The sequence below is a fragment of the Gillisia sp. Hel_I_29 genome, from assembly GCF_000744275.1.
Taxonomy (GTDB): domain Bacteria; phylum Bacteroidota; class Bacteroidia; order Flavobacteriales; family Flavobacteriaceae; genus Gillisia.
The window spans coordinates 2,305,654-2,327,831 of the sequence record NZ_JQLP01000005.1 but is presented as its reverse complement, the minus strand read 5'-3'; the positions used below and the strand labels follow the sequence as shown (position 1 = coordinate 2,327,831).

Genomic DNA, 22,178 nt, shown 5'->3' with positions numbered 1-22,178 from the left:
AGGAGGAGATCAAATTTAAGCTTTCGCCGGCTCTTCCTCTTTTACTCTAAAATCTAAAGGTTCCAATACTTTTAAAGCTCTGTCTATAGAAGTGATCTTATCAAATGTCAACAATAACCTCAACCCAGATCGAGTCTTTTTCTCTTTCATTGTACAAGACTGTGAATGCGTTTGTACATATTGCAACACTTTAGTAAATGCTTGTGTGTGATAGAAATTCGATTGCTGATCTGCTATAAAATACCCTATTAACTTCCCTTGTTTCATGATCACTTTTTCCAAACCTATTTTAGAAGTGATCCATTTAATTCTAACGCTATTTAATAGATCTGAAGCTTGAGTTGGTAACTCTCCAAATCTGTCTACCAATTCGCTTTCAAACTTCTGCAATTCAGCTTCAGTTTTGATATTATTAAGCTGAGTGTACAAATTCAATCGCTCTGTGATGTTATTGATATAATCATCCGGGAACAGCAATTCAAAGTCTGTGTCTATCTGAGTATCTTTTACAAAATTCTTTTCTTCTATACTCTCGGTATCTTCATACAGATCTTTAAATTCATTTTCCTTTAATTCCTCGATCGCTTCATTCAATATTTTCTGATACGTATCAAAGCCAATATCATTAATAAATCCGCTTTGTTCCCCACCAAGAAGATCTCCAGCTCCACGAATTTCCAGATCTTTCATGGCAATATTAAATCCGCTTCCCAGTTCCGAAAATTGCTCTAATGCAGTAATTCTCTTTCTCGCATCATCTGTCATTGCAGAAAACGGTGGCGTAATAAAGTAACAAAATGCTTTTTTGTTGCTACGCCCAACTCTCCCTCTCATTTGGTGAAGATCTGAAACCCCGAAATTATTAGCGTTATTAATAAATATCGTGTTGGCATTTGTAACATCCAAACCACTTTCAATAATGGTGGTAGAAACTAGCACATCAAACTCTCCATTCATAAAAGAAAGCATCAAATTCTCCAATTTTTTACCTTCCATCTGCCCGTGACCAACGCCAACTTTAGCATCTGGCACTAATCTTTGGATCATTCCGGCTACTTCTTTTATATTTTCAATTCTATTATGAATAAAGAAAACCTGCCCTCCACGCTGAATTTCATATGAAACCGCATCTCTTATAGTTTCTTCTGAAAATCTGATAACATTGGTTTCAATAGGATACCTATTTGGTGGCGGCGTGGTAATGGTAGACAAATCTCGTGCTGCCATTAAACTGAACTGCAATGTTCTTGGAATAGGCGTCGCTGTTAAGGTTAACGTATCTACATTTTCTTTAATGGTCTTTAATTTATCTTTTACGGCAACTCCAAATTTTTGCTCCTCATCTACTATCAGTAATCCAAGATCTTTAAAATTAACTGCTTTACTTACCAGTTGATGCGTCCCAATTATAATATCAACTTTTCCTTTTTCAAGGTCTTCTAAAGTCGCTTTTCGTTCTTTGGCAGTTCTAAATCTGTTCAAATAATCTACAGTTACGGGAAGATCTTTTAAACGCTCTGTAAAGGTTTTGTGATGCTGAAATGCCAAAATAGTTGTAGGCACCAGGACAGCTACTTGTTTTCCATTATCTACCGCTTTAAAAGCAGCACGAATGGCAACTTCTGTCTTTCCGAAACCTACATCTCCACAAACCAAGCGGTCCATAGGACGCTCATTTTCCATGTCTTCTTTTACCGCAGCTGTAGCTGTGCTTTGATCTGGAGTATCTTCATAAATAAAAGAGGCTTCTAATTCTGCTTGCAAATAAGAATCCGGCCCGTATTTAAAACCTTTCTGTAGTCGGCGTTTTGCATATAATTCAATTAAATTATAAGCGATATGCTTAACTCTGGCTTTAGTCTTCTGCTTTAAATTTTTCCAGGCATTACTACCAAGTTTATAGATCTTGGGCGGTTTCCCGTCTTTCCCGTTGTATTTTGAGATCTTATGTAAAGAGTGAATGCTCAGGTATAAAATATCGCGTTCGCCATAGATCAATTTTATGGCTTCCTGCATTTTTCCTTCGACATCTATTTTCTGAAGTCCGCCAAATTTCCCGATTCCGTGATCTATATGCGTTACATAATCTCCTACTTCTAAATTGGTTAATTCTTTTAAAGTAATGGCTTGCTTTTTAGCATACCCATTCTTTAAATGGAATTTATGATACCGCTCAAAGATCTGATGATCTGTATAACAAATAGTTTTTGAAGTTTCATCTATAAAACCTTGGAACATGGTAAGCACCACGGTGCGATATTTAACCTCTCGTTCTTGATCTTCAAAAATGTCGTGAAACCGTTTCGCTTGCTGATCGCTAACGCAAAAAATATAATTGGTATACCCCGCTTCCTGATTTTCAATAAGATTATCAATTAATAAATCGAATTGTTTATTGAAAGAAGGTTGAGGTTTGGTGTTAAATTCTATAATTTCCGGACTGCTTAAAAAAGCTTGATTGCTTAATTCTACTACGCTAAAATCCAGTAATTGTTTTTTGATGAGCGAAGAATGACAAAATAATTCTTCCGGCGAATTATGCTTTATTCCTTCAGATAGTTTTCCAAAAGCTTCTTCTGCTTTATCGAATAACTTATCGATCTGTGCAGCGAGCATATCTAAATTCTTGACAAAAACAACCGTATTTGACGATACATATTTTAAAAAGCTCTCTCTTACTTCATCTAGCTTTTTATTCTCCACATTGGGCATAATGGAGATCTTCTTTACCTTATCTGTAGATAACTGAGTTTCTACATCAAAACTTCTAATGCTGTCTACCTCATTACCAAAGAATTCAATTCTATAAGGCTCATCATTACTGAAGGAAAAGACATCAATAATTCCTCCACGTACTGAAAATTCTCCCGGTTCCGTAACAAAATCTACTCGTTTAAACTTGTATTCAAACAAAACTTCATTTACGAAATCTATAGAAAGCTGGTCATTAATAGCAATTTTCAAGGTGCTCTTATCCAACTCTTTTCTGGTAACTACCTTTTCAAAAAGTGCATCTGGGTAGGTTACTATTACCGCAGGTTTTTTACGCGAATTAATTCGGTTTAAAACCTCAGATCTCAACAATACATTTGCATTGTCGGTTTCATCAATTTGATAAGGCCTGCGATAACTTCCCGGATAGAAAAGCACATTTTTCTCCCCAATTAATTGTTCCAGATCATTTAGATAATAAGCTGCTTCTTCCTTATCATTAAAGATCAACAAGAATGGTGCATCTGCTTCTTTAAAACTATTAGAAAGCACAAAAGAAAGTGAAGATCCAACTAGTCCTTTTAAATGAATTTTGGCTGGTTTCTCTGAATTTTGGGTAAGAATATTTTGAAGTTTCTCCTGTTGTGGAGACTTCGCAAAGATTTGGGCAATAGTAGATTTACTCATTGGCACAAAGATAATTCCTACCAAATTGGTTTACAAAACTTGCGGGTTTATTTAACTATTTATTGATACGTGTAGTATCTAAAAATAGTATTGTAATCTTCAACTTGTTAATTTCAGCCTAAATCTATACAGAACAAACCTCACTCCTTGTTTTTTACTTAATTTCGACAGAATTCAAGAAAATAAATATGCCTAAAATAGAGGAGTTCGATGTATTTGTAATAGGAACCGGTACTGCAGGAAAAAAAGTAGCCACAGAATGTGTGAAAGCAGGATGGAAAGTTGCCATTGCAGATAATCGTGAATTTGGAGGAACTTGCTCTAACAGAGGTTGCGACCCTAAGAAAGTGATATTGGGGTTAACTGAAATTATTGACAGAGCAGAAAGAATGAGAGGTTTTGGCATTACTAAAATGCCAGAATTTAGCTGGGAAGATCTTATGGCTTTCAAAGAGAGCTTTGTAAATTCAATTCCAAGAAGAACAGAAGAAGATTTTAAGGAATTGAATATTAAAATGTTCCATCAGTCTCCAAAATTTATAGATAAGAATACGCTTTCTGTAGAAGGCAAAACAATTTCGGCCAAGAAGATAGTTATTGCCACCGGGCAAAAACCTCTTGAGCTAAAAATTCCTGGAAGAGAATATGCTATTGTAAGTGATGACTTTTTAAACCTTAAATCGCTACCAGAGAGTATGATCTTTATTGGCGCAGGATATATAGGGATGGAATTTGCGCATATGGCCGCAAGACTTGGAGTAAAAGTTACAATGATAGATACTTCAGAAAGACCACTAAATAATTTTGATAAAGATATCGTTGCGCATCTGGTAACCGCTTCTGAGAAGATCGGTATAAAATTCATTTTTAATGCGGAGGCCACAAAGATCGAGAAACTTCGAAAGAACTTTAGAATTACAGCAAACCAAAACGGGAAAGACATTTCAGAAAAAGCAGAGCTTATAATTAATACCGCCGGAAGAGTTCCTTCTATTGATGAACTAGATCTTATAAAAGGGGAAGTTTCTTTTAGCAAAAAAGGAATCACCGTAGATAAACATTTACAAAATCCAACCAACAAAAGTGTTTACGCTTGTGGAGATGTTTCAGATAGTGAAGGATTGCCATTAACCCCTCTTTCTTCTAAAGAAGCATTGATTGTTATTTCTAATCTACTAAAAACACCTAGTCCAATAGAAGCAAATTATCCACCTCAACCCTCTGTGGTCTTCACACTTCCAAATATAGCATCTGTAGGACTTTCAGAAAAAGAAGCTAAAGAAAAAGGATATGATTATATCTTAGAGTGTGAACTTGTACCTTCTTGGTTTAATGCAAAAAGAGTTAATTCTGAAGAATATGCCTATAAAACGTTGGTAGATAAAAAAACAGACCTCATTTTAGGAGCGCATTTAATTGGATTGGAAGCTTCAGAGATCATTAATATGTTCGTAATGGCAATGTGTGGAAAATTAACCACTAAAGAACTAAAAAATATGATCTATGCCTACCCAACTTGGGGAAGTGACATTAAAGGCATGCTATAATTTAAATTAATTCATCATTTTCTTGAACGGATTGGTCTCTCTATTGAGATAGCCGTGATAAGCCACATTTAAGAAAATTAAAACTGCTCCAATTAGCGCGTAATACGCTATAAGATCATGACTCCCTTGCTGCTTCACATAAATTGCAATTAGAGCCCAAATTCCAACGGAAGCAAATTCTCTCATGTTCCTTTTATAAATTATTAGAATATTTAAAAAGATATCTATCGTAAGCATTACCATGGTCCATTGAACTTCATTCAAAAATCCACCATTCCAACCTATTTTGGAGAGATATGCAGCAACATTTGCTATTGCAGCAACCGCGATCCAACCGGAATATAAACAAATTGGCCACCATACAAAGGCGATGATCTTTATAGGGGCATCCCAGCGCTCCATATTGGTTTTTATTACTACCATTAGTAAACTAATTAGTATTATGAACATTAAAATAATAGACATAAAAGTGTACTCGTATAACCATACTACTACCCATGAAGCATTAGCAAAATTTGCAATAAAGAAATAGGGGCCTGTTTGTTCTATAAAATCTGATTTTTTATCGCTGAAAAATGCTCTTCTAATCTGAAAAATAGCATAAGCAAACATGGCTAAAAAGATCAATCCCCAGATAGCAAAGGCGTAGCCTGCTGGAGTAAAGAGATTGTCATATTCTGCACTCAAACTCGCCATTGTATTCCCGTTAATGGTATACATTTGAGAGTAATAATTAACCACAATTACTAGAAGGACAGAGATAAAATTTAAAATAGATAGTTTTTTGGCCATGGTAAGAACTTTATTAATAGACTAAAATTACTTCTTTTTTTGTTACTGCATAGATCTTATCTCCGGGCTTTGGAGATATCCAGAAATTCCCGATAAATTCTCCAAATGCCGGAAGTATCATCTGACTATTGTTTTTATAAAAACATCTCAATTTGAGCTGTTGTCTTCCAGCTCCATTCAATTTAAAACCGGGATGTAAATGTCCGCAGAAATTAAAAAAACCTTCTCGTTCCTCAGGATGATGCGTAAATAAAAATTGATCAAAAATGATCTCTGAATAGATCTTAATGCCCAACGCTTCATATTTTACTGAAGATATGATATCGTGATTACCGGCTACTAAAATTATTTCAGAAGTGATATTTTGCAGCCAATTCTCGAAAAGATCCCACTCCATATTAAGTGAACTATGAAACAGATCTCCCATAAAATAGATCTTTTTAGGATGAAAGAACGCTACAACTTCATTTAATCTTGTAAAGTTTTCAGCAATCGCATTTTGCGGCACTGCGCTTCCATATTTTCTAAAATGAGATATTTTACCCAGATGTACATCACTTATTAATAGTATGCTCTTTTCTTCCCAAAAAAGCACACCAGTAGAGTGTAAAATAAAATTTTGTTCTTGTATCTGAATCTTTTCTATCACGCTGCAAAAATAACTACTTTTCCCATTGTTGCAGCATTCTCTTGATGCGGTCTTCCAATTTTTCTGAAGACAATTTCTCTCGAAGTCTATCTGTAATAATAGGAAATGAAAATGGAGTTGGTTTTTCGCAGGCTTTCCAAACAATTTGTTGATTAGAGATTCGCTCTAATGCCAATCTAAGCCTTCCTTCTTCCAATTGATGCTCAAAGGTTTCTCTGAAGGCTTGCAAGAATAACAAATTATCTGGCTCGTAATCTCTAAAAACGCTGAACACCAATTGAGAACTAGATTGCAAATGCTTACTCTTTACCAACTTATTTGGATATCCTGTAAACACCATTCCCGCAATAACGGCTATATCTCTAAATTTTCTTCGTGCCATTTCGGTAGCATTCAAACTCTTATAAAGATCATCCATAAGAAATGCCGAAGAAAATAGATCGTTATCTAGCACTTGTTCCATATCAATTTCTTGATCTGAAAGCAATTCAAAACCGTAATCGTTAAAAGCAATAGTGAAAGAAATTGGCAACAACAAACTAATTCTATACGCCAATAAACTACCCATGGCTTCATGCACAAACCTCCCTTCAAAAGGATAGAAAATAGCATGATAGCCCTCACGAGTTTTAAAGGTTTCTATTAAAAATTCATTTTTGGTGGGAATTATAGATTCTAGCTTTTGTCGCAATAAAATTGGTTGCAAGGCTTTGAGTTCCAGAGATTTTATAGATTTACTATTTACAGATTCTGCAGCTTCATACATTTCTGCACGTAATAATTCACTCATTTGTGCAGAAAAGGCCATTCTTCCCCCCATCCAGCTCGGCACCTTAGAATTCTTCTTTTTAGACTGCCTTACCAAAACTTGCATCCCTTTAATCTTTACTAGCTCTAGATTTCTACCGGCAAAAGTAAAAGCATCTCCGGGATTCAATTTAGAAATGAACCATTCTTCTATAGTTCCAATATATCCGCCCTTCATATATTTCACACTCAGCATGGCATCGCTTACAATAGTTCCAATTTGAAGTCTGTGGCGCATGGCAATTCCGCGGTTGTTCACCTTAAATTTACCATCTTCTTCAATCTCAACTTTTTTATATTCATCATAAGCCTGCAAACTCTGACTTCCTTTAGTAATAAAATTCAGTATCCAGATCCACTGATCTTCGGTTATTCCTTGAAAACAAAAAGTAGACTTTATTTCAGGATAGATATCCTTCGGAAAAAATCCGTCAGAAACTGCAAGTGTAACCAGATATTGAACGAGCACATCAAAACTCATTAAATAGGGAATTCTATCTTCCACCACCGTTTGAGAAACTGCTTTTTGAAGGGCCGCAGCTTCTATCAACTCTATGGCATGCGTGGGAAGAAAATAGATCACACTTTCTTTTCCGGGTTGGTGGCCACTTCTCCCCGCTCTTTGAATAAAACGTGCCACTCCCTTTGGCCCTCCAATTTGAATAATCGTCTCTACAGGCGCAAAATCTACTCCTAAGTCTAAACTGGAGGTACAAACCACCGCTTTTAAGCTTTCATTTCTAATTGCTTCTTCTACCCATAGCCTGGTTTCTTTATTTATACTTCCATGATGCATAGCAACATCTCCGGCAAATTCAGGATATTTCTGCATTAATTTCTGAAACCAAAGTTCACATTGAGATCTCGTATTGGTAAAAAGCAGCGTAGTTTTAGAATTATTAATAATTGGAACAACCTCATCTATGAGGTGCAACCCTAAATGGCCACGCCATGGAAATTTTTCCATTTTCTCTGGAATTATAGATCTTACGGAGATCTTTTTGTCCAGTTTCGCTCTTATTAATTCTGAATTTTTAAAAGCTTCAGATTCCGGGCCCAATAAAACTTCTCGTGCTTGCTGAAGATTTCCAATGGTTGCTGAAATTCCCCAGATCTTTAATCCTTTTGAAATTGTTTTAAGCCTAGATAATCCTAATTCCACCTGAACTCCGCGTTTGGTTCCCAAAAGTTCATGCCACTCATCTACCACAATAGCGTTTAGATCTTTAAAGGTCTTATCATAACCTTTAGAAGATAAGAGTAATTGCAAACTCTCCGGAGTGGTTATTAAAAGATCTGGCATGCTCTTTTTCTGAGCTGCACGCTCTTTCATAGAAGTATCTCCAGTTCTAATTCCCACCGTTAACGACGTCCCCATTTCTTCTGCAAATCTTCTTGCAGATTGCTCGATCTCTACAGAAAGTGCGCGCAACGGAGTGATCCAAATGGCTTTGAGGCCTTTTCTATGTTTTGTTTTATAATCCGGATTTTGCTTTATATAATCTAACACTATCGGAATCCATAAAGCATAGGTTTTCCCACTTCCGGTAGGTGCATTTAGAAGTCCGTTCTTACCTTGTAAAAAAGCCTTCCAGGTTTGTTTCTGAAATGCAAATGGTTTCCAGTTTTGTTGCTCAAACCAGTTTTCAGCTAAATTATAAAGTTCGGTTCTGTTCATATTTATTTCTCCAGATGGAATTTTGGAGTAGATAAAACAACTAAGGTATTAATGCCTTAAGATCTTCTACAGTATTGGCTTCTTCAATTTTTTTGTCTTTTCTCCAGCGTAAGATTCGTGGAAAACGAGTAGCCACCCCACTTTTATGTCTGCCAGATGCCGCTACTCCTTCAAAAGCGATCTCAAAAACATGATGCGGCGTAACACTTCGTACCGGACCAAATCTATCCAGTGTGTTTTTCTTAATCCAGGCATCTACTTTTCTAAATTCTTCATCGGTAAGGCCGGAATAGGCTTTTGCAAAAGTAACCAGTTCCTTTTTTTCTTCATCCCAAAGTCCGAAGGTGTAATCTGTAAAAAGGTTTGATCTTCTTCCATGACCCCGCATTGCATAAGTGAGCACCGCATCTATAGTTAAAGGATCTACCTTCCATTTCCACCAATCTCCTTTTTTTCTACCCACCAAATAAGGTGAATCCAATCGCTTCAGCATTAAGCCTTCAGACCGTTCTTCTCTTGCCCTATCTCTTTCTATTGCTACTTCTTCCCAGGAATTAAAAGATATTTTTTCTGAAAGATGCAATGGTATTTCTTCATTTTTCACATTGCTAAAAAGTTCTTCTAAGATCTTTCTGCGTTCCGAAAATGCCAATTCTCGAACATCTTTTCCTTCCCACTCTAAAATATCATACGCCTTTAAAATAACAGGTGTTTTTTTTAGCAAGGCTTTAGAAACTGTTTTTCTACCAATTCTGGTTTGCAGATCATTAAAAGTTCCAATTTCATTATCTGGAAAAGGTAAGATCTCGCCATCTAACACAGTTCCGTTAGGCAACGTACCCACAAATACCTGAAATTCGGGATATTTATCTGTAACCAGTTCTTCTCCTCTACTCCATACAAAAAGTTCATTATTTCTAACGATCACCTGACTTCTAATTCCGTCCCATTTGTGCTCTGCACTCCATTCTGAAACATCTCCCAGATCTTTAACATCATTCTCCACAGCATACGCGAGGTAAAAAGGATAAGGTTTAGACAAATAATCTTCTCCATTTTCTTGTAAAATCAACTGATCAAAAGAAATTTTACTTGGCTCCCAGTTTCCCATGAGTTTGTAAGCCAAAATATCCTCATCAATTTCTGTAGCTTTTGAAAGCGCACGAGTCATTAATTTCTGGCTTACTCCAATTCTAAAACTACCAGTAATTAGTTTACTAAAAACAAAGCGCTCGTAATAATTAAGATCTCTCCAATTGCTGAACAGATATTCTTTCTTTTCCTCATCAGATTTTTTCTTCAACTCGATGATCTCTTGCAAGAATTGAGTTAGACTTTTATCTGAAGAGGAACTGGAGGCAGGAACTATAAGTGCAATAGTTTCAGCAAGATCTCCAACAATATGATACGATTCCTCAAAGAGCCACGCGGGAATATTTGCCAATTCTGAAGCCCACTGTCTCAACAAAGTAGTGTTTACAGGGCGAGGTGGTCTTCTATGAGAAAGTATTGCAATAGCCCAAACCTTATCTTTTGGAGCTGCAATTTTAAAATAATGCGTGAGCGCTTCTACCTTTAAGGTGGTTTTGTTAGTGCTATCTAAGGTTCTTATTAATTCTGCAAATTGTTTCATGATATCACCTCCTGCTCATTTTTAGTTTCCAATTCGCCTAATTCTCCTTCATATTGAGTGGCTTCTGTTCTTGCATCATACCCCTGTTCGGTTAAATATTTTGAGAAAATATCAGAATAACCATGTGTACAAATTACTTTTTCACAACCTGTAGCTTTTATAGAAGTAAGTAATCCTTGCCAATCACAATGGTCTGACAATACAAAACCTTTATCTATAGCTCTTCTTCGTCTTGCACCTCGAAAAGCCATCCAACCACTTGCAGAAGCGGTTACATACGGTACCATTTTCCGGATCCAAGTAGTTCCTTGTGCACTTGGTGGTGCCAGAACTATATTTCCTTTAAATTCTTCTTTTTTAGTATCTCTAGTAATTCTGATGGTTTCCGGAAGTTCTAACATAGGCCGAATCACTTCTGTCATATTCTCTATAGCACCATGCGTATATATCTTCCCTATAGAAGGATCTAAAAATTTTAGAAGTCGTTGTGCTTTCCCTAGGGAATATCCAAATAAAATAGAAGTTCGCCCATCTTCTCTATTTTGCTGCCACCAGTTATTAATATCACTCATTACTTGATCTTGCGGTAACCACTTAAAAGCTGGCAGACCAAAAGTACATTCCGTAATAAAACTATGGCATTTAACTGGCTCGTAGGGTACTGCTACTCCATCATCTTCGGTTTTATAATCGCCTGAAAAAACCCAAACCTCTCCCTTATATTCTACTCTGATTTGTGATGAACCTATAATATGACCGGCAGGGTGTAATGAAAATTTTACATTATTAATTACAAAAGATTCATCCCAAGCTTTTCCTGTTACTTGAATGTCACCCAACCTATGCTTAATGATGGGCACATTGGTGTGATGCGTAATATATTGTTTGTGGCCCCAACGAGAATGATCTGCGTGCCCATGAGAAATGATTGCTTTATCTACAGGTCTCCACGGGTCTAGATATACATCTGCCTCTGCACAGTAAATTCCTTTATCATTAAATGCTAGTAATGGCGGTTTCATATCTTTCTCTCTATTTATAATGAAAATTAGCAAATTACAGGAGTAACCTAAAACGATTAAGAAAAGATTAGCTTCTGTTTGCTATATAATTTTTGCAAAAATTTGATATAACATCCACTACCTATTACCTATATTTGTGCGGTAAAACTTATTAAAATATGTCATTTTCAGATTTGTTTGGCTCAGGAGAGCACTTGAGAAATTTAGGCCATTTTGCGGCTATTGTAAACTTAGCAGCCGTAGATGGTGAAATTAATGAGCGCGAAGAAGCTCAATTAATGAGATTTGCTCGAAAGCTAGATATTAGCGAAGAAGAATATCTAAAGGTTATAAAAAATCCTTCTTCTTTTCCTATTCAGCCGCCTAATGATTTTGAAAGAAGATTGGAAAGATTACATGACCTTTTTACAATCATCTTTTCTGATCATATAATAGATGATGAAGAAGCAGACCTAATACAGCGTTATGCAATAGGACTTGGTTTTTCTTCTGAAGCTTCAAAAGAAATAATAAATAGGTCTATCCAAATCTTTAGCGGACAGTTAAATTTTGAAGATTACAGATACCTTTTAGAAAGAAAGTAATTATTTAATTACTCTTCATATTTGGCCATAAATTCTTCAGCTTTTTCTACCATAGTAGTACTTCCACAAAAGAATGGAACTCTTTGGTGTAATTCTGAAGGATTTAGGTCCATTATTCTACTGTAACCATCTGTTGCCTTTCCACCGGCTTGCTCTACAATAAAAGCCATCGGGTTACATTCATATAACAATCTTAATTTTCCAGATTCAGATTTTGAACTTTTAGGATAAATATAAATTCCTCCTTTTATCATATTTCTATGAATATCACTTACCATAGATCCAATATATCTTGAAGTATATGGTCTATTTTCTTTTTCTTCCTGACAGTATTTGATATAATCCTTCACTCCCTGCGGGAAATGCACGTAATTCCCTTCATTTATAGAATATATATTTCCAGTCTCAGGAATTTTCATATCCGGATGAGATAAATACCAAGACCCAAGAGCAGGATTCAAGGTAAATCCATTTACTCCATTTCCAGTGGTATATACTAACATAGTAGATGTACCGTAAATAATATATCCAGAAGCTACTTGCTTATTCCCGGGTTGTAAAAAATCTTCAATAGTTACCGGACTTCCAACTGGAGTTACTCTTCTATAAATAGAAAAGATGGTTCCCACAGAAACATTTACATCTATATTAGAGCTTCCATCTAATGGATCTATAAGAACCACATATTTGTTCTTGTTATCTTTATTACAACCTTCAATGGTAATAAAATCGTCATTTTCTTCAGAAGCAATCCCACAAACAATCTCTCTATTGGTAAGGGTTCTTATAAAAGTCTTATCTGCATATACATCTAGTTTTTGTTGCTCTTCTCCTTGAATATTTGTTTCTCCAAAGGCACCAATAATGTCTACTAAACCGGCTTTATTTACCTCGTGATTTACCACTTTCGCAGCCAATCTTATAGAATTTATTAATCGTGAAAGTTCTCCTGAAGAATATGCGAAATCTTGCTGATTTTCAATAATAAATTCACCTAAGGTTTGATTCTTTGTAGCCATTTTATGGGGTATAATTTTTAAGACAGCGTAAAAATATTCAAATTTTTAGTTACTACAACGTTTTCGGAAAATATATAAGCATCAGGTTCCTTATTTTTGAATATATTAACATACTATGATATATAACATCAGACCAGCAAAAAAAGAAGATCTCCCGCAGATCTTAGATTTGATAAAAGAATTGGCAGCATTTGAAAAAGAACCAGATGCTGTAGAAGTTGATCTAAACACTCTTGAAGAAGAAGGTTTTGGTGAAAACCCGTTATTTAATTGTTTTGTAGCAGAAGTTGAAAATAAGATTGAAGGAATGGCTTTAATCTATTTTAGATTTTCTACCTGGAAGGGCAGAACAGTTCATCTAGAAGATCTTATTGTAAGAGAGCACATGCGTGGTACAGGATTAGGAAGTGCTTTATATAAAAAAGTAATAGAATTCGCGGTTGAAAAAGGAGTTAAACGCACAGAATGGGTAGTATTAGATTGGAATAAACCTGCAGTAGAATTTTATCAACGCAGTGGAGCTACAGTTTTTGATAACTGGAATACTGTACAAATGGATGAAAGTGCTATGAAGAAATTTGTAAAACACTAAGGTATCTAGGCAACTATAGGAACACATTAACAGGTTTATAAAAATCAATTACTAAATTTGTAACAAACCAAAAAACACTATGGATTATACTATAAGAGAAGCCGAAAAGAAAGACATGCCACAGGTTCTTGAACTTATAAAAGAACTTGCTGCTTACGAAAATGCAACAGATCAGGTAGAAATAGAAATTTCAGACCTTGAGAAAGAAGGATTTGAGGAAGGAAACTTTAAATGTTTTGTAGCAGATGTAAAAGGAAAAATTGAAGGTATGGCCTTGGTGTACTTCAGATTTTCTACCTGGAAAGGAAGAACCGTGCATTTAGAAGATCTTATTGTAAGAGAATCTATGAGAGGAACTGGCCTTGGTGGAGCCTTATACCAAACGGTAGTAAAATATGGTCATGATAATGGCGTTAGAAGAGTAGAATGGGTGGTTTCTGAAGGAAACAAGAATGCCATTGAATTCTATGAAAATACTGGAGCAGATATCAAGAAGAATTGGTACACCGTACATATGGATGAAACCGGGATTAAGAAAAACATTACAAAATAAATATGGACATATATAAATTCGGTGGGGCATCTGTTAAGGATGCCTCTGGAGTTAAAAATGTTCTTAAAGTGCTCAATAAAACAGGGATTGATGATAAAATGATCGTGATCTCTGCTATGGGCAAAATGACCAATGCATTTGAATTGGTTATATCTGAATACCTGCAAACAGGCAAAATTCCTGTGGACAGTTTAAATTATATAAAAGAGTATCATTATCAATTGGCAGAGGAGTTATTTGAAAACACTGAAGGCGTTGTTTTTGATAAGATGAATGATTTTTTCAAAGAGCTTTATAATTTTATGAAGCACAACAAATCTCTGCAATACGATTTTGTATACGATCAAATTGTGTGTTATGGAGAATTGATCTCTACAACTATTGTTAGCGAATATTTTAAATCTCAGGCTGTAAATCATACTTGGATAGATGCCAGAAATTATATTAAAACAGATAGTACGTATAGAGATGCTACGGTGAACTGGACCAAAACTCAAGAAAATATTTCGGGTTTAAAACCTAATAACTTATACCTAACGCAGGGTTTTATTGCTACAGATACTAATAACTTTACCACAACCTTAGGGAGAGAAGGAAGTGATTATACCGCTGCTATTTTTGCGTATTGTTTAAATGCCGAGAAGGTTACCATTTGGAAAGATGTACCGGGAGTATTGAATGGAGATCCCAGAATATTCGAAAATCCAACACTATTAGACCAAATCTCTTATGAAGAGGCAATAGAGCTAGCATTTTACGGAGCATCTGTAATTCACCCTAAAACCTTACAACCTTTACAACGCAAAGAGATCCCGTTATATGTAAGATCTTTTCTGGAACCCGATGGAAAAGGAACTGCAGTAAGTAAGGGCCAGACATTAATACCGTCTATACCATGCTTTATAGTTAAAAAGAACCAGGTATTGATATCCTTATCATCATTAGATTTCTCTTTTATGGTTGAAGAGAATATTAGTGAGATCTTTAGATTATTTCATTTATATCAGATGAAAGTAGATCTAATTCAAAATTCTGCCATTAGTTTTTCTGTTTGTGTAGACAATAGATTCAATAATCTTGAAAAATTAATTCAGCATTTAAAAGCGAGATTTAAAGTAGAGTTCTTAACAGAGGTATCATTATATACCATTCGTCATTTTGATGAAAGAGCCATTAATTCTTTAGAGAAAGATAAAGAAGTCTTGCTTAAACAGGTGACACAAAATACGGTGCAGCTGGTTACAAGAAACTAATAATTCTGTTTCTAAGAATATCACATAATAATTAATATTTAAAATATCCTTCATGGGAATTGTGAACGCAAAAGAAGTCGCCAAAGTTATGAACCTGGACAAGTGGGGTGTACTTGGAACTTCAATAGGATGGGTTGTTTTGCGAACTACAAAGATCTCTCAGCTCAATAAAGAATACGAAAAGAGAAAGGGTCTCTCTGGAATAGACTTTATAAATTCAATTTTAGATGGTTTTGAGGTAGATTTTGAAATTCCTCCGAAAGATCTAAAGCGGATTCCCAAGACAGGTCCCTTTATTGTGATCTCTAATCACCCTCTTGGTGGTATAGATGGTATGATATTGATGAAAACATTACTGGAACATCGCCCGGACTTTAAGATCATTGCGAATTTCTTGCTTCATAGATTAGATCCTTTAAGGCCATATATTATGCCTGTAAATCCTTTTGAGGATCACAAGGATGCAAAATCAAGCTTAGGCGGAATTAAACAAGCGCTTCAGCATGTAAAAGACGGAGGAGTACTTGGAATATTTCCAGCAGGTGAAGTTTCTACCAATAAGGATGAAAAAATGATCGTAGATAAACCTTGGGAACCTTCTGCAATGAAGCTTATTAGAAAAGCAAAGGTCCCAGTAATTCCGGTTTATTTTCATGCTAAGAATAGTACTTTTTTCTATAGACTTGCAGGAATGAGCGATGTATTAAGAACTGCAAAGCTTCCTAGCGAAATGCTTTCTCAGAAGAAGAGAAAAATAAATGTAAGAATTGGAAATGCTATTTCTGTGGCAGATCAAAACGCTAATATAACGCTGGAAGGTTACACGGCATTTCTTAGAAGAAAAACTTATATGCTGGCTAATTCTTTTGAAAAAAAGAGCCTTTTTGATAATATTCCAAAGAGTATAAAACTTCCTAAAACTCCCAAGAAGATTATAGATGAGACCAGTGAGAGTTTAATGGAAGTAGAAATTGAAACTTGCAGAAGACTCGATAAACGTCTTTTAGAAAGTAGAAATTACGAGGTCTTTTTAGCAAAGAAAGAGATCATCCCTAACATTCTTAGTGAGATTGGAAGACTTAGAGAGATCACCTTTAGAGAAATTGGGGAGGGCACCAATAATGCTACAGATCTTGATGATTTTGACAATTATTATTATCACCTTTTTTTATGGGATAATGAGGCAAAAAAGATTGCCGGTGCCTATAGAATGGGAATGGGTTCTGAGATCTTTAAAAATCATGGAATAAATGGTTTCTACCTACAGGATCTCTTTAGATTTGAGCCTGAGCTTTATACAATGATGAGCCAGTCTATAGAAATGGGACGAGCATTTATAGTTAAGGAATATCAACAAAGACCAATGCCATTATTCTTATTATGGAAAGGGATCGTGCATTGTACACTTAGATTCCCGGAGCATAAATATCTTATTGGCGGAGTGAGCATCAGCAATAAATTCTCGAATTTCTCTAAATCATTAATGATAGAATTCATGAAATCTAATTATTACGATCCTTATGTGGCTCAATATATAAGACCTAAAAAAGAATTCAAAGTTAAATTGAATGATGCCGATAAAGATTTTGTCTTTGATGAAAGTGAAGCAGATCTTAATAAATTTGATAAGATTATAGATGAAATTGAGCCGGACGGACTTAGAATGCCGGTGCTTATTAAAAAATATATCAAGCAAAATGCACGTGTTATTGCCTTTAATGTAGACCCTCTATTTAATAATGCGATAGATGGATTGATGTATATACGCATTGCAGATCTTCCTGAAAGTACGGTTAAACCAATTATGGAAGAGTTTCAAAAGGAACTGGAACAGAAAGCACAGCATCCTTAAAATCATTATTTTCCTGCTGTTAATTTCATGTTATTCCACCTACCGAATTGGGATTTGCCAAGTATCAATTTTATCTTCGTATAAATTAAAAATGAAACGATAATGGAAAAGATATTAATTGCCGGAGCTACCGGAAGTACAGGGAAAAGAATCATTGAAATTTTAAATAGCTCTACTAGCTTTGAACCTATTGCTCTTATAAGAAAAGAGGAACAAAAAGAGGTTTTTGAAGATATGGGAGTTACCACAGTAATGGGAGATCTGGAAAAAAATCTAGATCACACCGTGAAAGGAATAGACCGAGTAATCTTTGCAGCAGGATCTGGAGGAAATACCGGAGAAGACAAAACGATAGCAGTAGATCAAGAAGGAGCTAAAAGATTGATAGATGCGGCTAAAAAAGCCAATATTAAGAAATTTATTATGCTAAGCGCCATGGGTGCAGATAATCCTTCTTCTAATGAAGATCTTAAAACATATCTTGAAGCAAAAGCAAACGCAGATGATTATCTTAGAGAAAGCGGATTGGATTATACCATAGTTCGTCCGGGAGCTTTAACAGATGATCTTGGACTTGCAAAAGTAAAACTTGGAGAGAAACTGAATGAACGCGGTGAGATCTCTAGAGATGATGTTGCCTTTTTATTGGTAATGAGTCTTGCAGATCCTTTGGTTAAGAATAAGACATTTGAAGCTTTGGAAGGTAGAGAACCAATTAAAAATGCTTTGATAGATATGAGTCAGGCATAGATAAATATATAATTATTAAATAAAAAAAGGGTTGACAATGGTCAATCCTTTTTTTATTTAATAATTTAGATATAGGTTATTTCAGAGCCTTATCATTAGGTTGCCATAACTCTATTTTATTGCCTTCAGGATCTAAGATCCATCCAAATTTCCCTTCTTCCACATCTTGTCTTTCTTCAAAAACATGAACCCCCTCCTCCTTTAATGCATCTAATAGTTCATCGAGATCTTCCACCCTAAAATTCATCATAAACTCTTTTTTAGAAGGTTCAAAATAGGTGGTATCATCTTTAAACGGGCTCCATTGTGTAGAACTATCCTTCCCATGATTGTCTTTCCACCAAAATGTACTTCCCCATTGGTTAGTATCAAAACCTAAATGTTTATTATACCAATTTCTAGCTGCCTCTGGATCTTTAGATTTAAAAAATATTCCTCCTATACCGGTTACTCTATTTTTCATATTGTTTAAATTATTGGTTTCTTATTCCAAATTTGGCTATGATCTTATCTACAATAGTCGTTGCTAGTTTTCTATGAGATTCTACCGTCCATCCGGCTACATGCGGACTTAATAAAACATTCTCGAAGAACATTAACTCCCTAAGTGATTCCGGCAAATTCTCATCTACAAAGAGATTTTCAAAAGAGCTCTTTTCAAATTCTAATACATCCAATCCGGCTCCAAGAATTTTCCCTTCTATAATTGCATGTACCAGATCTGCTGTTACTACGCTATTTCCCCTCGCGGTATTTAGTAACCAAAAAGGTTTTTTAAATTTATTGATAAAGTCTGAATTTATCATCTTATCAGTTTGCGGAGTCCACGGCGTGTGTAAGCTTACCACCTCGACTTTCTGCAGAAATTCATCTAAGGGTACCTGAGAAGCATTTTCATCTCCCACATTTGCTTTAATGTCATAACAAAGCACTTCTACATCAAAGCCACGAAGTTTTTTAGCGAATGCTTTCCCCATGTTGCCATATCCAATAATTCCCACTGTTCTGCCATCCAACTCAATTCCGCGATTATCCTCCCGATGCCAAAAACCCTTTCTTACTTCTCTATCGGCTTTATTCAGTTTATTAAATAAAGATAATAGCATTCCTAAAGCATGTTCTCCTACTGCATTGCTATTCCCTTCCGGAGCAGAAAAAAGTGCTATACCTTTACTCTCGGCATACGGTACGTCTATACTTTCCAAGCCGGCACCCACTCTGGCTATAAATTTTAAATTAGGAGCTGCATCTATAAAATCTTTTTCGATCTTGAATCTGCTTCTGATGATGATACCATCAAACAAATGCTGTTTTTCTAGTATCTCTTCTTTGCTCCAAGTATAAGCTTCAATATTTTCATGCTCGGCTTTTTCGAGCATTTCTATCATTAATGGATGATTGCTGTCTGCGTGAAGAATTCTCATCAATAATTATATTTTAGGATAGTCGTCTACGGTTAAAGTACTCTCTACGTTTCCGGTATGTTTTAAGGTAAGTTTTTCGAAAAGCATAATATGTACTTCTTCCCCTTCATCTGTTTTGGGGCAATGCTTCACTCCTTTTGGAACCACCAACATTTCTCCTTTTTCTAAAATTTCGATTCTATCTTCAAATTGAATATATAATTTCCCCTTAACTACCTGAAAAAGTTCATCTTCCTCATCGTGCATATGCCACACAAATTCACCTGAAACTTTAGCCAACAACACCTGCATATCATTAACCACAGCGATCTGGTGTGGATGCCAATAATCGCTAAATTTGGTAAGCTTTTCTTGTATATTGATGGTCTTCATTTATGCTGATTTTAGAATCCAAGAATAAGTTGCGCAATGGTAAAGTAGATCAAAATTCCGCAGATATCATTGCTTGTGGTAATGAATGGACCTGTAGCCATGGCAGGATCTATCCCTACTCTGTCTAACATAATAGGCACAAAAGTTCCTATAAGAGATGCGATTACGATTACTGATATTAAAGATATTCCAACAGTAAGTCCAAAAGTTAGATCAAACCCTAAAAGAAATATTCCTCCAATACCAAGAATTACGGCCAATACCACTCCGTTAAAAAGACTCAACGTAACCTCTTTTAATAATCTGCTGAAGAGAGAACCTTTCAAGGTTTTATTCGCTAAACCTTGCAAAACTATAGCTGAAGATTGTACTCCCACATTTCCAGCCATTGCGGCTATTAATGGAACAAAGAAAAATAATGCAGCATGCTTCTCCATTGCAGAAGAGAATGTACCTAGAACTGTAACACTTATAAATCCTCCAAATAGTGCCAGTATCAACCACGGCAATCGGGCACGTGTAAGTCTCCAAATACTATCATCTGCTTCTACATCTTCAGAAATACCCGCAGCCATCTGGTAATCTTTCTCAGCTTCATCTTTTATAAAATCTACAATATCATCAATAGTAATTCTACCAACCAATCTGCCCATTTCATCTACCACCGGAATTGCTTCCAAGTCATATTTCTGCATGATCCTGGCCACTTCTTCTCCTTCGGTATGCACATTTACATAATCTACTTTGGGAATATAAACGTCGCTAATGTTTGCCTTACTTGGAGCTGTAAGAAGATCTTTTAAAGAAAGTCTTCCTTTCAATCTGTTTCTATCATCTACTACATAAATAGAATGTACTCTGGTAACATTTTCTGCCTGAGCTCGCATTTCACTCATGCATCCGGTAACGTTCCAATTCTCGTTTACCTTTACCAACTCCTTCGCCATTAACCCCCCTGCAGAATCTTCGTCATACCTTAATAACTCAACAATATTATCTGCATGCTCTTCATCTTCTATATGAGAAATTACCTTTTGCTGACGTTCTTCTGAAAGTTCAGAAATAATATCTGCAGCATCATCGGTATCCATTTCCTCCAATTCTTCAGCGATCTCTTTTGGAGAGAGATTCTCAAGAATTCTGAGCCTAACGCTTTCTTCCAGCTCCATAAGAGCTTCAGAAGTTTTTACGCTATCTAAAAGCTTTACAATATACGTAGCATCATCAAGATCAAGGTCAGAAAGGATCTCTGCAATATCTGCATGGTGAACCTCATCAAGATGCAACAACAATTCCTCATCGTTCTTTTGCTCAATAAGAGATTCTATTTTTTCAATTAGTTCCTCTGTAACTTCAAATTGCATAAGGCTGAATTTTTAGGGTAAGATCTATAAATTGTTGAGTGCTTAATTGTTCCGGGCGTTCATTAAAAACAACATCTTCCCTTATCTCGTCTGGTAATTGAAAGATCTTTAAGCTATTTCTTAAGGTTTTTCTACGTTGCTGAAATGCTGTTTTCACCACTCTAAAGAACAATGCCTCATTACACGGAAGGGTGAAATTCTCTTTTCTGGATAATCTAATCACTCCACTGTCTACCTTTGGCGGCGGATTGAAAACTCCCGGAGGTACAGTAAAAAGATAGGTAACATCATAAAATGCTTGTGTTAATACTGAAAGTATCCCATAAGTTTTATTTCCATGAGGGGCTGCTATTCTTTGCGCCACCTCTTTCTGGAACATCCCAGAAAATTCTGGGATCTGATGTCTATTTTCTAAAGTTTTGAACACAATTTGTGTTGAAATATTATAAGGAAAGTTACCAATTATCGCAAAGGCATCTTCCCCAAAGATCTCTTTAATATCATACCTTAAAAAATCTTTTTCATGAATCTTGCCTTGTAGATCAGGAAAATTATCATTTAAGTACGTTACACTCTCGGTATCTATTTCTATAACGTGAAGATCTACATCCTTCTTAATAACATATTTAGTAAGCACTCCCATTCCCGGGCCTATTTCCAGCACATTCTTATATCCAGAATAGGTTAACGAATTGGCAATTTTTTCTGCTACGGTCTCATCGGTTAGAAAATGTTGCCCCAGATGTTTTTTAGCTCTTACAGAACCTTCTACTATTTCATCCGGAAATTTAGAGGAATTCTTTTGCTGTCCGTATTTCTTGTCTTTACCTGAATAGGACTTCTTTTTATTATTTTTCATGGGGATTTTTTTAACCGACTTCTAAAGAC

Annotated in this window: 19 protein-coding genes; 7 read left to right on the top strand and 12 right to left on the bottom strand. The window is 35.6% G+C overall.

Annotated features, from left to right (window positions below):
* Window positions 1–15: 15 nt before the first annotated feature.
* Window positions 16–3,399 carry a transcription-repair coupling factor gene (gene mfd / locus P163_RS15810; protein WP_034893442.1) on the bottom strand — a complete coding sequence of 1,128 codons (3,384 nt, stop codon included), beginning with the start codon at window positions 3,397–3,399 and terminating at the stop codon, window positions 16–18.
* A gap of 188 nt (window positions 3,400–3,587) precedes the next feature.
* Between mfd and P163_RS15805 the strand changes: the two genes are divergently transcribed.
* Window positions 3,588–4,946, top strand: a complete 1,359-nt coding sequence (locus P163_RS15805) for a dihydrolipoyl dehydrogenase family protein (RefSeq protein WP_197055445.1) — start codon at window positions 3,588–3,590, stop codon at window positions 4,944–4,946.
* 6 nt (window positions 4,947–4,952) lie between these two features.
* On the opposite strand, the gene P163_RS15800 is transcribed toward P163_RS15805, so the two are convergent.
* The 5 genes from P163_RS15800 to P163_RS15780 are packed head-to-tail and all read right to left on the bottom strand — an operon-like array spanning window position 4,953 to window position 11,527.
* The gene (locus P163_RS15800; RefSeq protein ID WP_034893439.1) at window positions 4,953–5,738 is read right to left on the bottom strand and encodes a hypothetical protein; all 786 of its coding nucleotides are present in this window, start codon (window positions 5,736–5,738) and stop codon (window positions 4,953–4,955) included.
* A gap of 13 nt (window positions 5,739–5,751) precedes the next feature.
* Entirely contained in the window at window positions 5,752–6,387 is a 636-nt protein-coding gene (gene pdeM / locus P163_RS15795; protein ID WP_034893436.1) for a ligase-associated DNA damage response endonuclease PdeM, read from the bottom strand.
* Between the two features lie 13 nt (window positions 6,388–6,400).
* Window positions 6,401–8,872 (bottom strand): ligase-associated DNA damage response DEXH box helicase, encoded by a 2,472-nt coding sequence (locus P163_RS15790; RefSeq protein ID WP_034893432.1) that lies wholly within the window; start codon window positions 8,870–8,872, stop codon window positions 6,401–6,403.
* A 40-nt stretch (window positions 8,873–8,912) separates the two neighbouring features.
* Window positions 8,913–10,505, bottom strand: coding sequence for an ATP-dependent DNA ligase (locus P163_RS15785; RefSeq protein WP_034893429.1), 1,593 nt, complete (start codon window positions 10,503–10,505; stop codon window positions 8,913–8,915).
* The gene (locus tag P163_RS15780; RefSeq protein ID WP_034893426.1) at window positions 10,502–11,527 is read right to left on the bottom strand and encodes a ligase-associated DNA damage response exonuclease; all 1,026 of its coding nucleotides are present in this window, start codon (window positions 11,525–11,527) and stop codon (window positions 10,502–10,504) included. Before P163_RS15780 ends, P163_RS15785 begins: the two co-directional genes overlap by 4 nt.
* Window positions 11,528–11,685: 158 nt before the next feature.
* Between P163_RS15780 and P163_RS15775 the strand changes: the two genes are divergently transcribed.
* Window positions 11,686–12,111, top strand: a complete 426-nt coding sequence (locus P163_RS15775; RefSeq protein WP_034893423.1) for a TerB family tellurite resistance protein — start codon at window positions 11,686–11,688, stop codon at window positions 12,109–12,111.
* A gap of 8 nt (window positions 12,112–12,119) precedes the next feature.
* Here P163_RS15775 and fbp read toward each other — a convergent pair whose 3' ends face one another.
* Entirely contained in the window at window positions 12,120–13,130 is a 1,011-nt protein-coding gene (fbp, locus tag P163_RS15770; RefSeq protein ID WP_034893419.1) for a class 1 fructose-bisphosphatase, read from the bottom strand.
* Between the two features lie 115 nt (window positions 13,131–13,245).
* On the opposite strand from fbp, the gene P163_RS15765 reads away from it, so the two are divergent.
* The 5 genes from P163_RS15765 to P163_RS15745 all read left to right on the top strand — a co-directional run bounded on the left by P163_RS15765 (window position 13,246) and on the right by P163_RS15745 (window position 18,130).
* Window positions 13,246–13,722 carry a GNAT family N-acetyltransferase gene (locus P163_RS15765; protein ID WP_034893416.1) on the top strand — a complete coding sequence of 159 codons (477 nt, stop codon included), beginning with the start codon at window positions 13,246–13,248 and terminating at the stop codon, window positions 13,720–13,722.
* 79 nt (window positions 13,723–13,801) lie between these two features.
* The gene (locus tag P163_RS15760; protein WP_034893413.1) at window positions 13,802–14,275 is read left to right on the top strand and encodes a GNAT family N-acetyltransferase; all 474 of its coding nucleotides are present in this window, start codon (window positions 13,802–13,804) and stop codon (window positions 14,273–14,275) included.
* A gap of 2 nt (window positions 14,276–14,277) precedes the next feature.
* A complete protein-coding gene (locus P163_RS15755; protein WP_034893410.1) occupies window positions 14,278–15,528 on the top strand; it encodes an aspartate kinase in 1,251 nt (416 codons plus the stop codon).
* Window positions 15,529–15,580: 52 nt separating this feature from the next.
* Window positions 15,581–17,380: a GNAT family N-acyltransferase gene (locus P163_RS15750; protein ID WP_034893407.1), complete on the top strand. Its 1,800-nt coding sequence runs from the start codon at window positions 15,581–15,583 to the stop codon at window positions 17,378–17,380.
* Between the two features lie 102 nt (window positions 17,381–17,482).
* A complete protein-coding gene (locus tag P163_RS15745) occupies window positions 17,483–18,130 on the top strand; it encodes an SDR family oxidoreductase (RefSeq protein WP_034893404.1) in 648 nt (215 codons plus the stop codon).
* Between the two features lie 76 nt (window positions 18,131–18,206).
* Here P163_RS15745 and P163_RS15740 read toward each other — a convergent pair whose 3' ends face one another.
* From P163_RS15740 to rsmA, 5 genes are read right to left on the bottom strand one after another with little or no spacing between them, the layout of a single operon-like run.
* Window positions 18,207–18,593, bottom strand: coding sequence for a VOC family protein (locus P163_RS15740; protein ID WP_034893401.1), 387 nt, complete (start codon window positions 18,591–18,593; stop codon window positions 18,207–18,209).
* A gap of 10 nt (window positions 18,594–18,603) precedes the next feature.
* Window positions 18,604–19,554 (bottom strand): 2-hydroxyacid dehydrogenase, encoded by a 951-nt coding sequence (locus tag P163_RS15735; protein WP_034893398.1) that lies wholly within the window; start codon window positions 19,552–19,554, stop codon window positions 18,604–18,606.
* Between the two features lie 6 nt (window positions 19,555–19,560).
* On the bottom strand, window positions 19,561–19,926 hold the full coding sequence (locus P163_RS15730) for a cupin domain-containing protein (protein ID WP_034893395.1): 366 nt from the start codon (window positions 19,924–19,926) through the stop codon (window positions 19,561–19,563).
* Between the two features lie 11 nt (window positions 19,927–19,937).
* The gene (gene mgtE / locus P163_RS15725) at window positions 19,938–21,290 is read right to left on the bottom strand and encodes a magnesium transporter (protein ID WP_034893392.1); all 1,353 of its coding nucleotides are present in this window, start codon (window positions 21,288–21,290) and stop codon (window positions 19,938–19,940) included.
* Window positions 21,280–22,149 (bottom strand): 16S rRNA (adenine(1518)-N(6)/adenine(1519)-N(6))-dimethyltransferase RsmA, encoded by an 870-nt coding sequence (gene rsmA, locus P163_RS15720; RefSeq protein ID WP_081891349.1) that lies wholly within the window; start codon window positions 22,147–22,149, stop codon window positions 21,280–21,282. The genes mgtE and rsmA overlap by 11 nt, the downstream gene beginning before the upstream one ends.
* Window positions 22,150–22,178 lie beyond the last annotated feature (29 nt).

What these genes read in the sequence shown, in the direction of transcription:
- mfd (WP_034893442.1), bottom strand. Translation starts at nt 3,399, where the DNA reads ATGAGTAAATCTACTATTGCCCAAATCTTTGCGAAGTCTCCACAACAG.
- P163_RS15805 (WP_197055445.1), top strand. Translation starts at nt 3,588, where the DNA reads ATGCCTAAAATAGAGGAGTTCGATGTATTTGTAATAGGAACCGGTACT.
- P163_RS15800 (WP_034893439.1), bottom strand. Translation starts at nt 5,738, where the DNA reads ATGGCCAAAAAACTATCTATTTTAAATTTTATCTCTGTCCTTCTAGTA.
- P163_RS15790 (WP_034893432.1), bottom strand. Translation starts at nt 8,872, where the DNA reads ATGAACAGAACCGAACTTTATAATTTAGCTGAAAACTGGTTTGAGCAA.
- P163_RS15785 (WP_034893429.1), bottom strand. Translation starts at nt 10,505, where the DNA reads ATGAAACAATTTGCAGAATTAATAAGAACCTTAGATAGCACTAACAAA.
- P163_RS15780 (WP_034893426.1), bottom strand. Translation starts at nt 11,527, where the DNA reads ATGAAACCGCCATTACTAGCATTTAATGATAAAGGAATTTACTGTGCA.
- P163_RS15775 (WP_034893423.1), top strand. Translation starts at nt 11,686, where the DNA reads ATGTCATTTTCAGATTTGTTTGGCTCAGGAGAGCACTTGAGAAATTTA.
- fbp (WP_034893419.1), bottom strand. Translation starts at nt 13,130, where the DNA reads ATGGCTACAAAGAATCAAACCTTAGGTGAATTTATTATTGAAAATCAG.
- P163_RS15765 (WP_034893416.1), top strand. Translation starts at nt 13,246, where the DNA reads ATGATATATAACATCAGACCAGCAAAAAAAGAAGATCTCCCGCAGATC.
- P163_RS15760 (WP_034893413.1), top strand. Translation starts at nt 13,802, where the DNA reads ATGGATTATACTATAAGAGAAGCCGAAAAGAAAGACATGCCACAGGTT.
- P163_RS15755 (WP_034893410.1), top strand. Translation starts at nt 14,278, where the DNA reads ATGGACATATATAAATTCGGTGGGGCATCTGTTAAGGATGCCTCTGGA.
- P163_RS15750 (WP_034893407.1), top strand. Translation starts at nt 15,581, where the DNA reads ATGGGAATTGTGAACGCAAAAGAAGTCGCCAAAGTTATGAACCTGGAC.
- P163_RS15745 (WP_034893404.1), top strand. Translation starts at nt 17,483, where the DNA reads ATGGAAAAGATATTAATTGCCGGAGCTACCGGAAGTACAGGGAAAAGA.
- P163_RS15740 (WP_034893401.1), bottom strand. Translation starts at nt 18,593, where the DNA reads ATGAAAAATAGAGTAACCGGTATAGGAGGAATATTTTTTAAATCTAAA.
- P163_RS15735 (WP_034893398.1), bottom strand. Translation starts at nt 19,554, where the DNA reads ATGAGAATTCTTCACGCAGACAGCAATCATCCATTAATGATAGAAATG.
- P163_RS15730 (WP_034893395.1), bottom strand. Translation starts at nt 19,926, where the DNA reads ATGAAGACCATCAATATACAAGAAAAGCTTACCAAATTTAGCGATTAT.
- mgtE (WP_034893392.1), bottom strand. Translation starts at nt 21,290, where the DNA reads ATGCAATTTGAAGTTACAGAGGAACTAATTGAAAAAATAGAATCTCTT.
- rsmA (WP_081891349.1), bottom strand. Translation starts at nt 22,149, where the DNA reads ATGAAAAATAATAAAAAGAAGTCCTATTCAGGTAAAGACAAGAAATAC.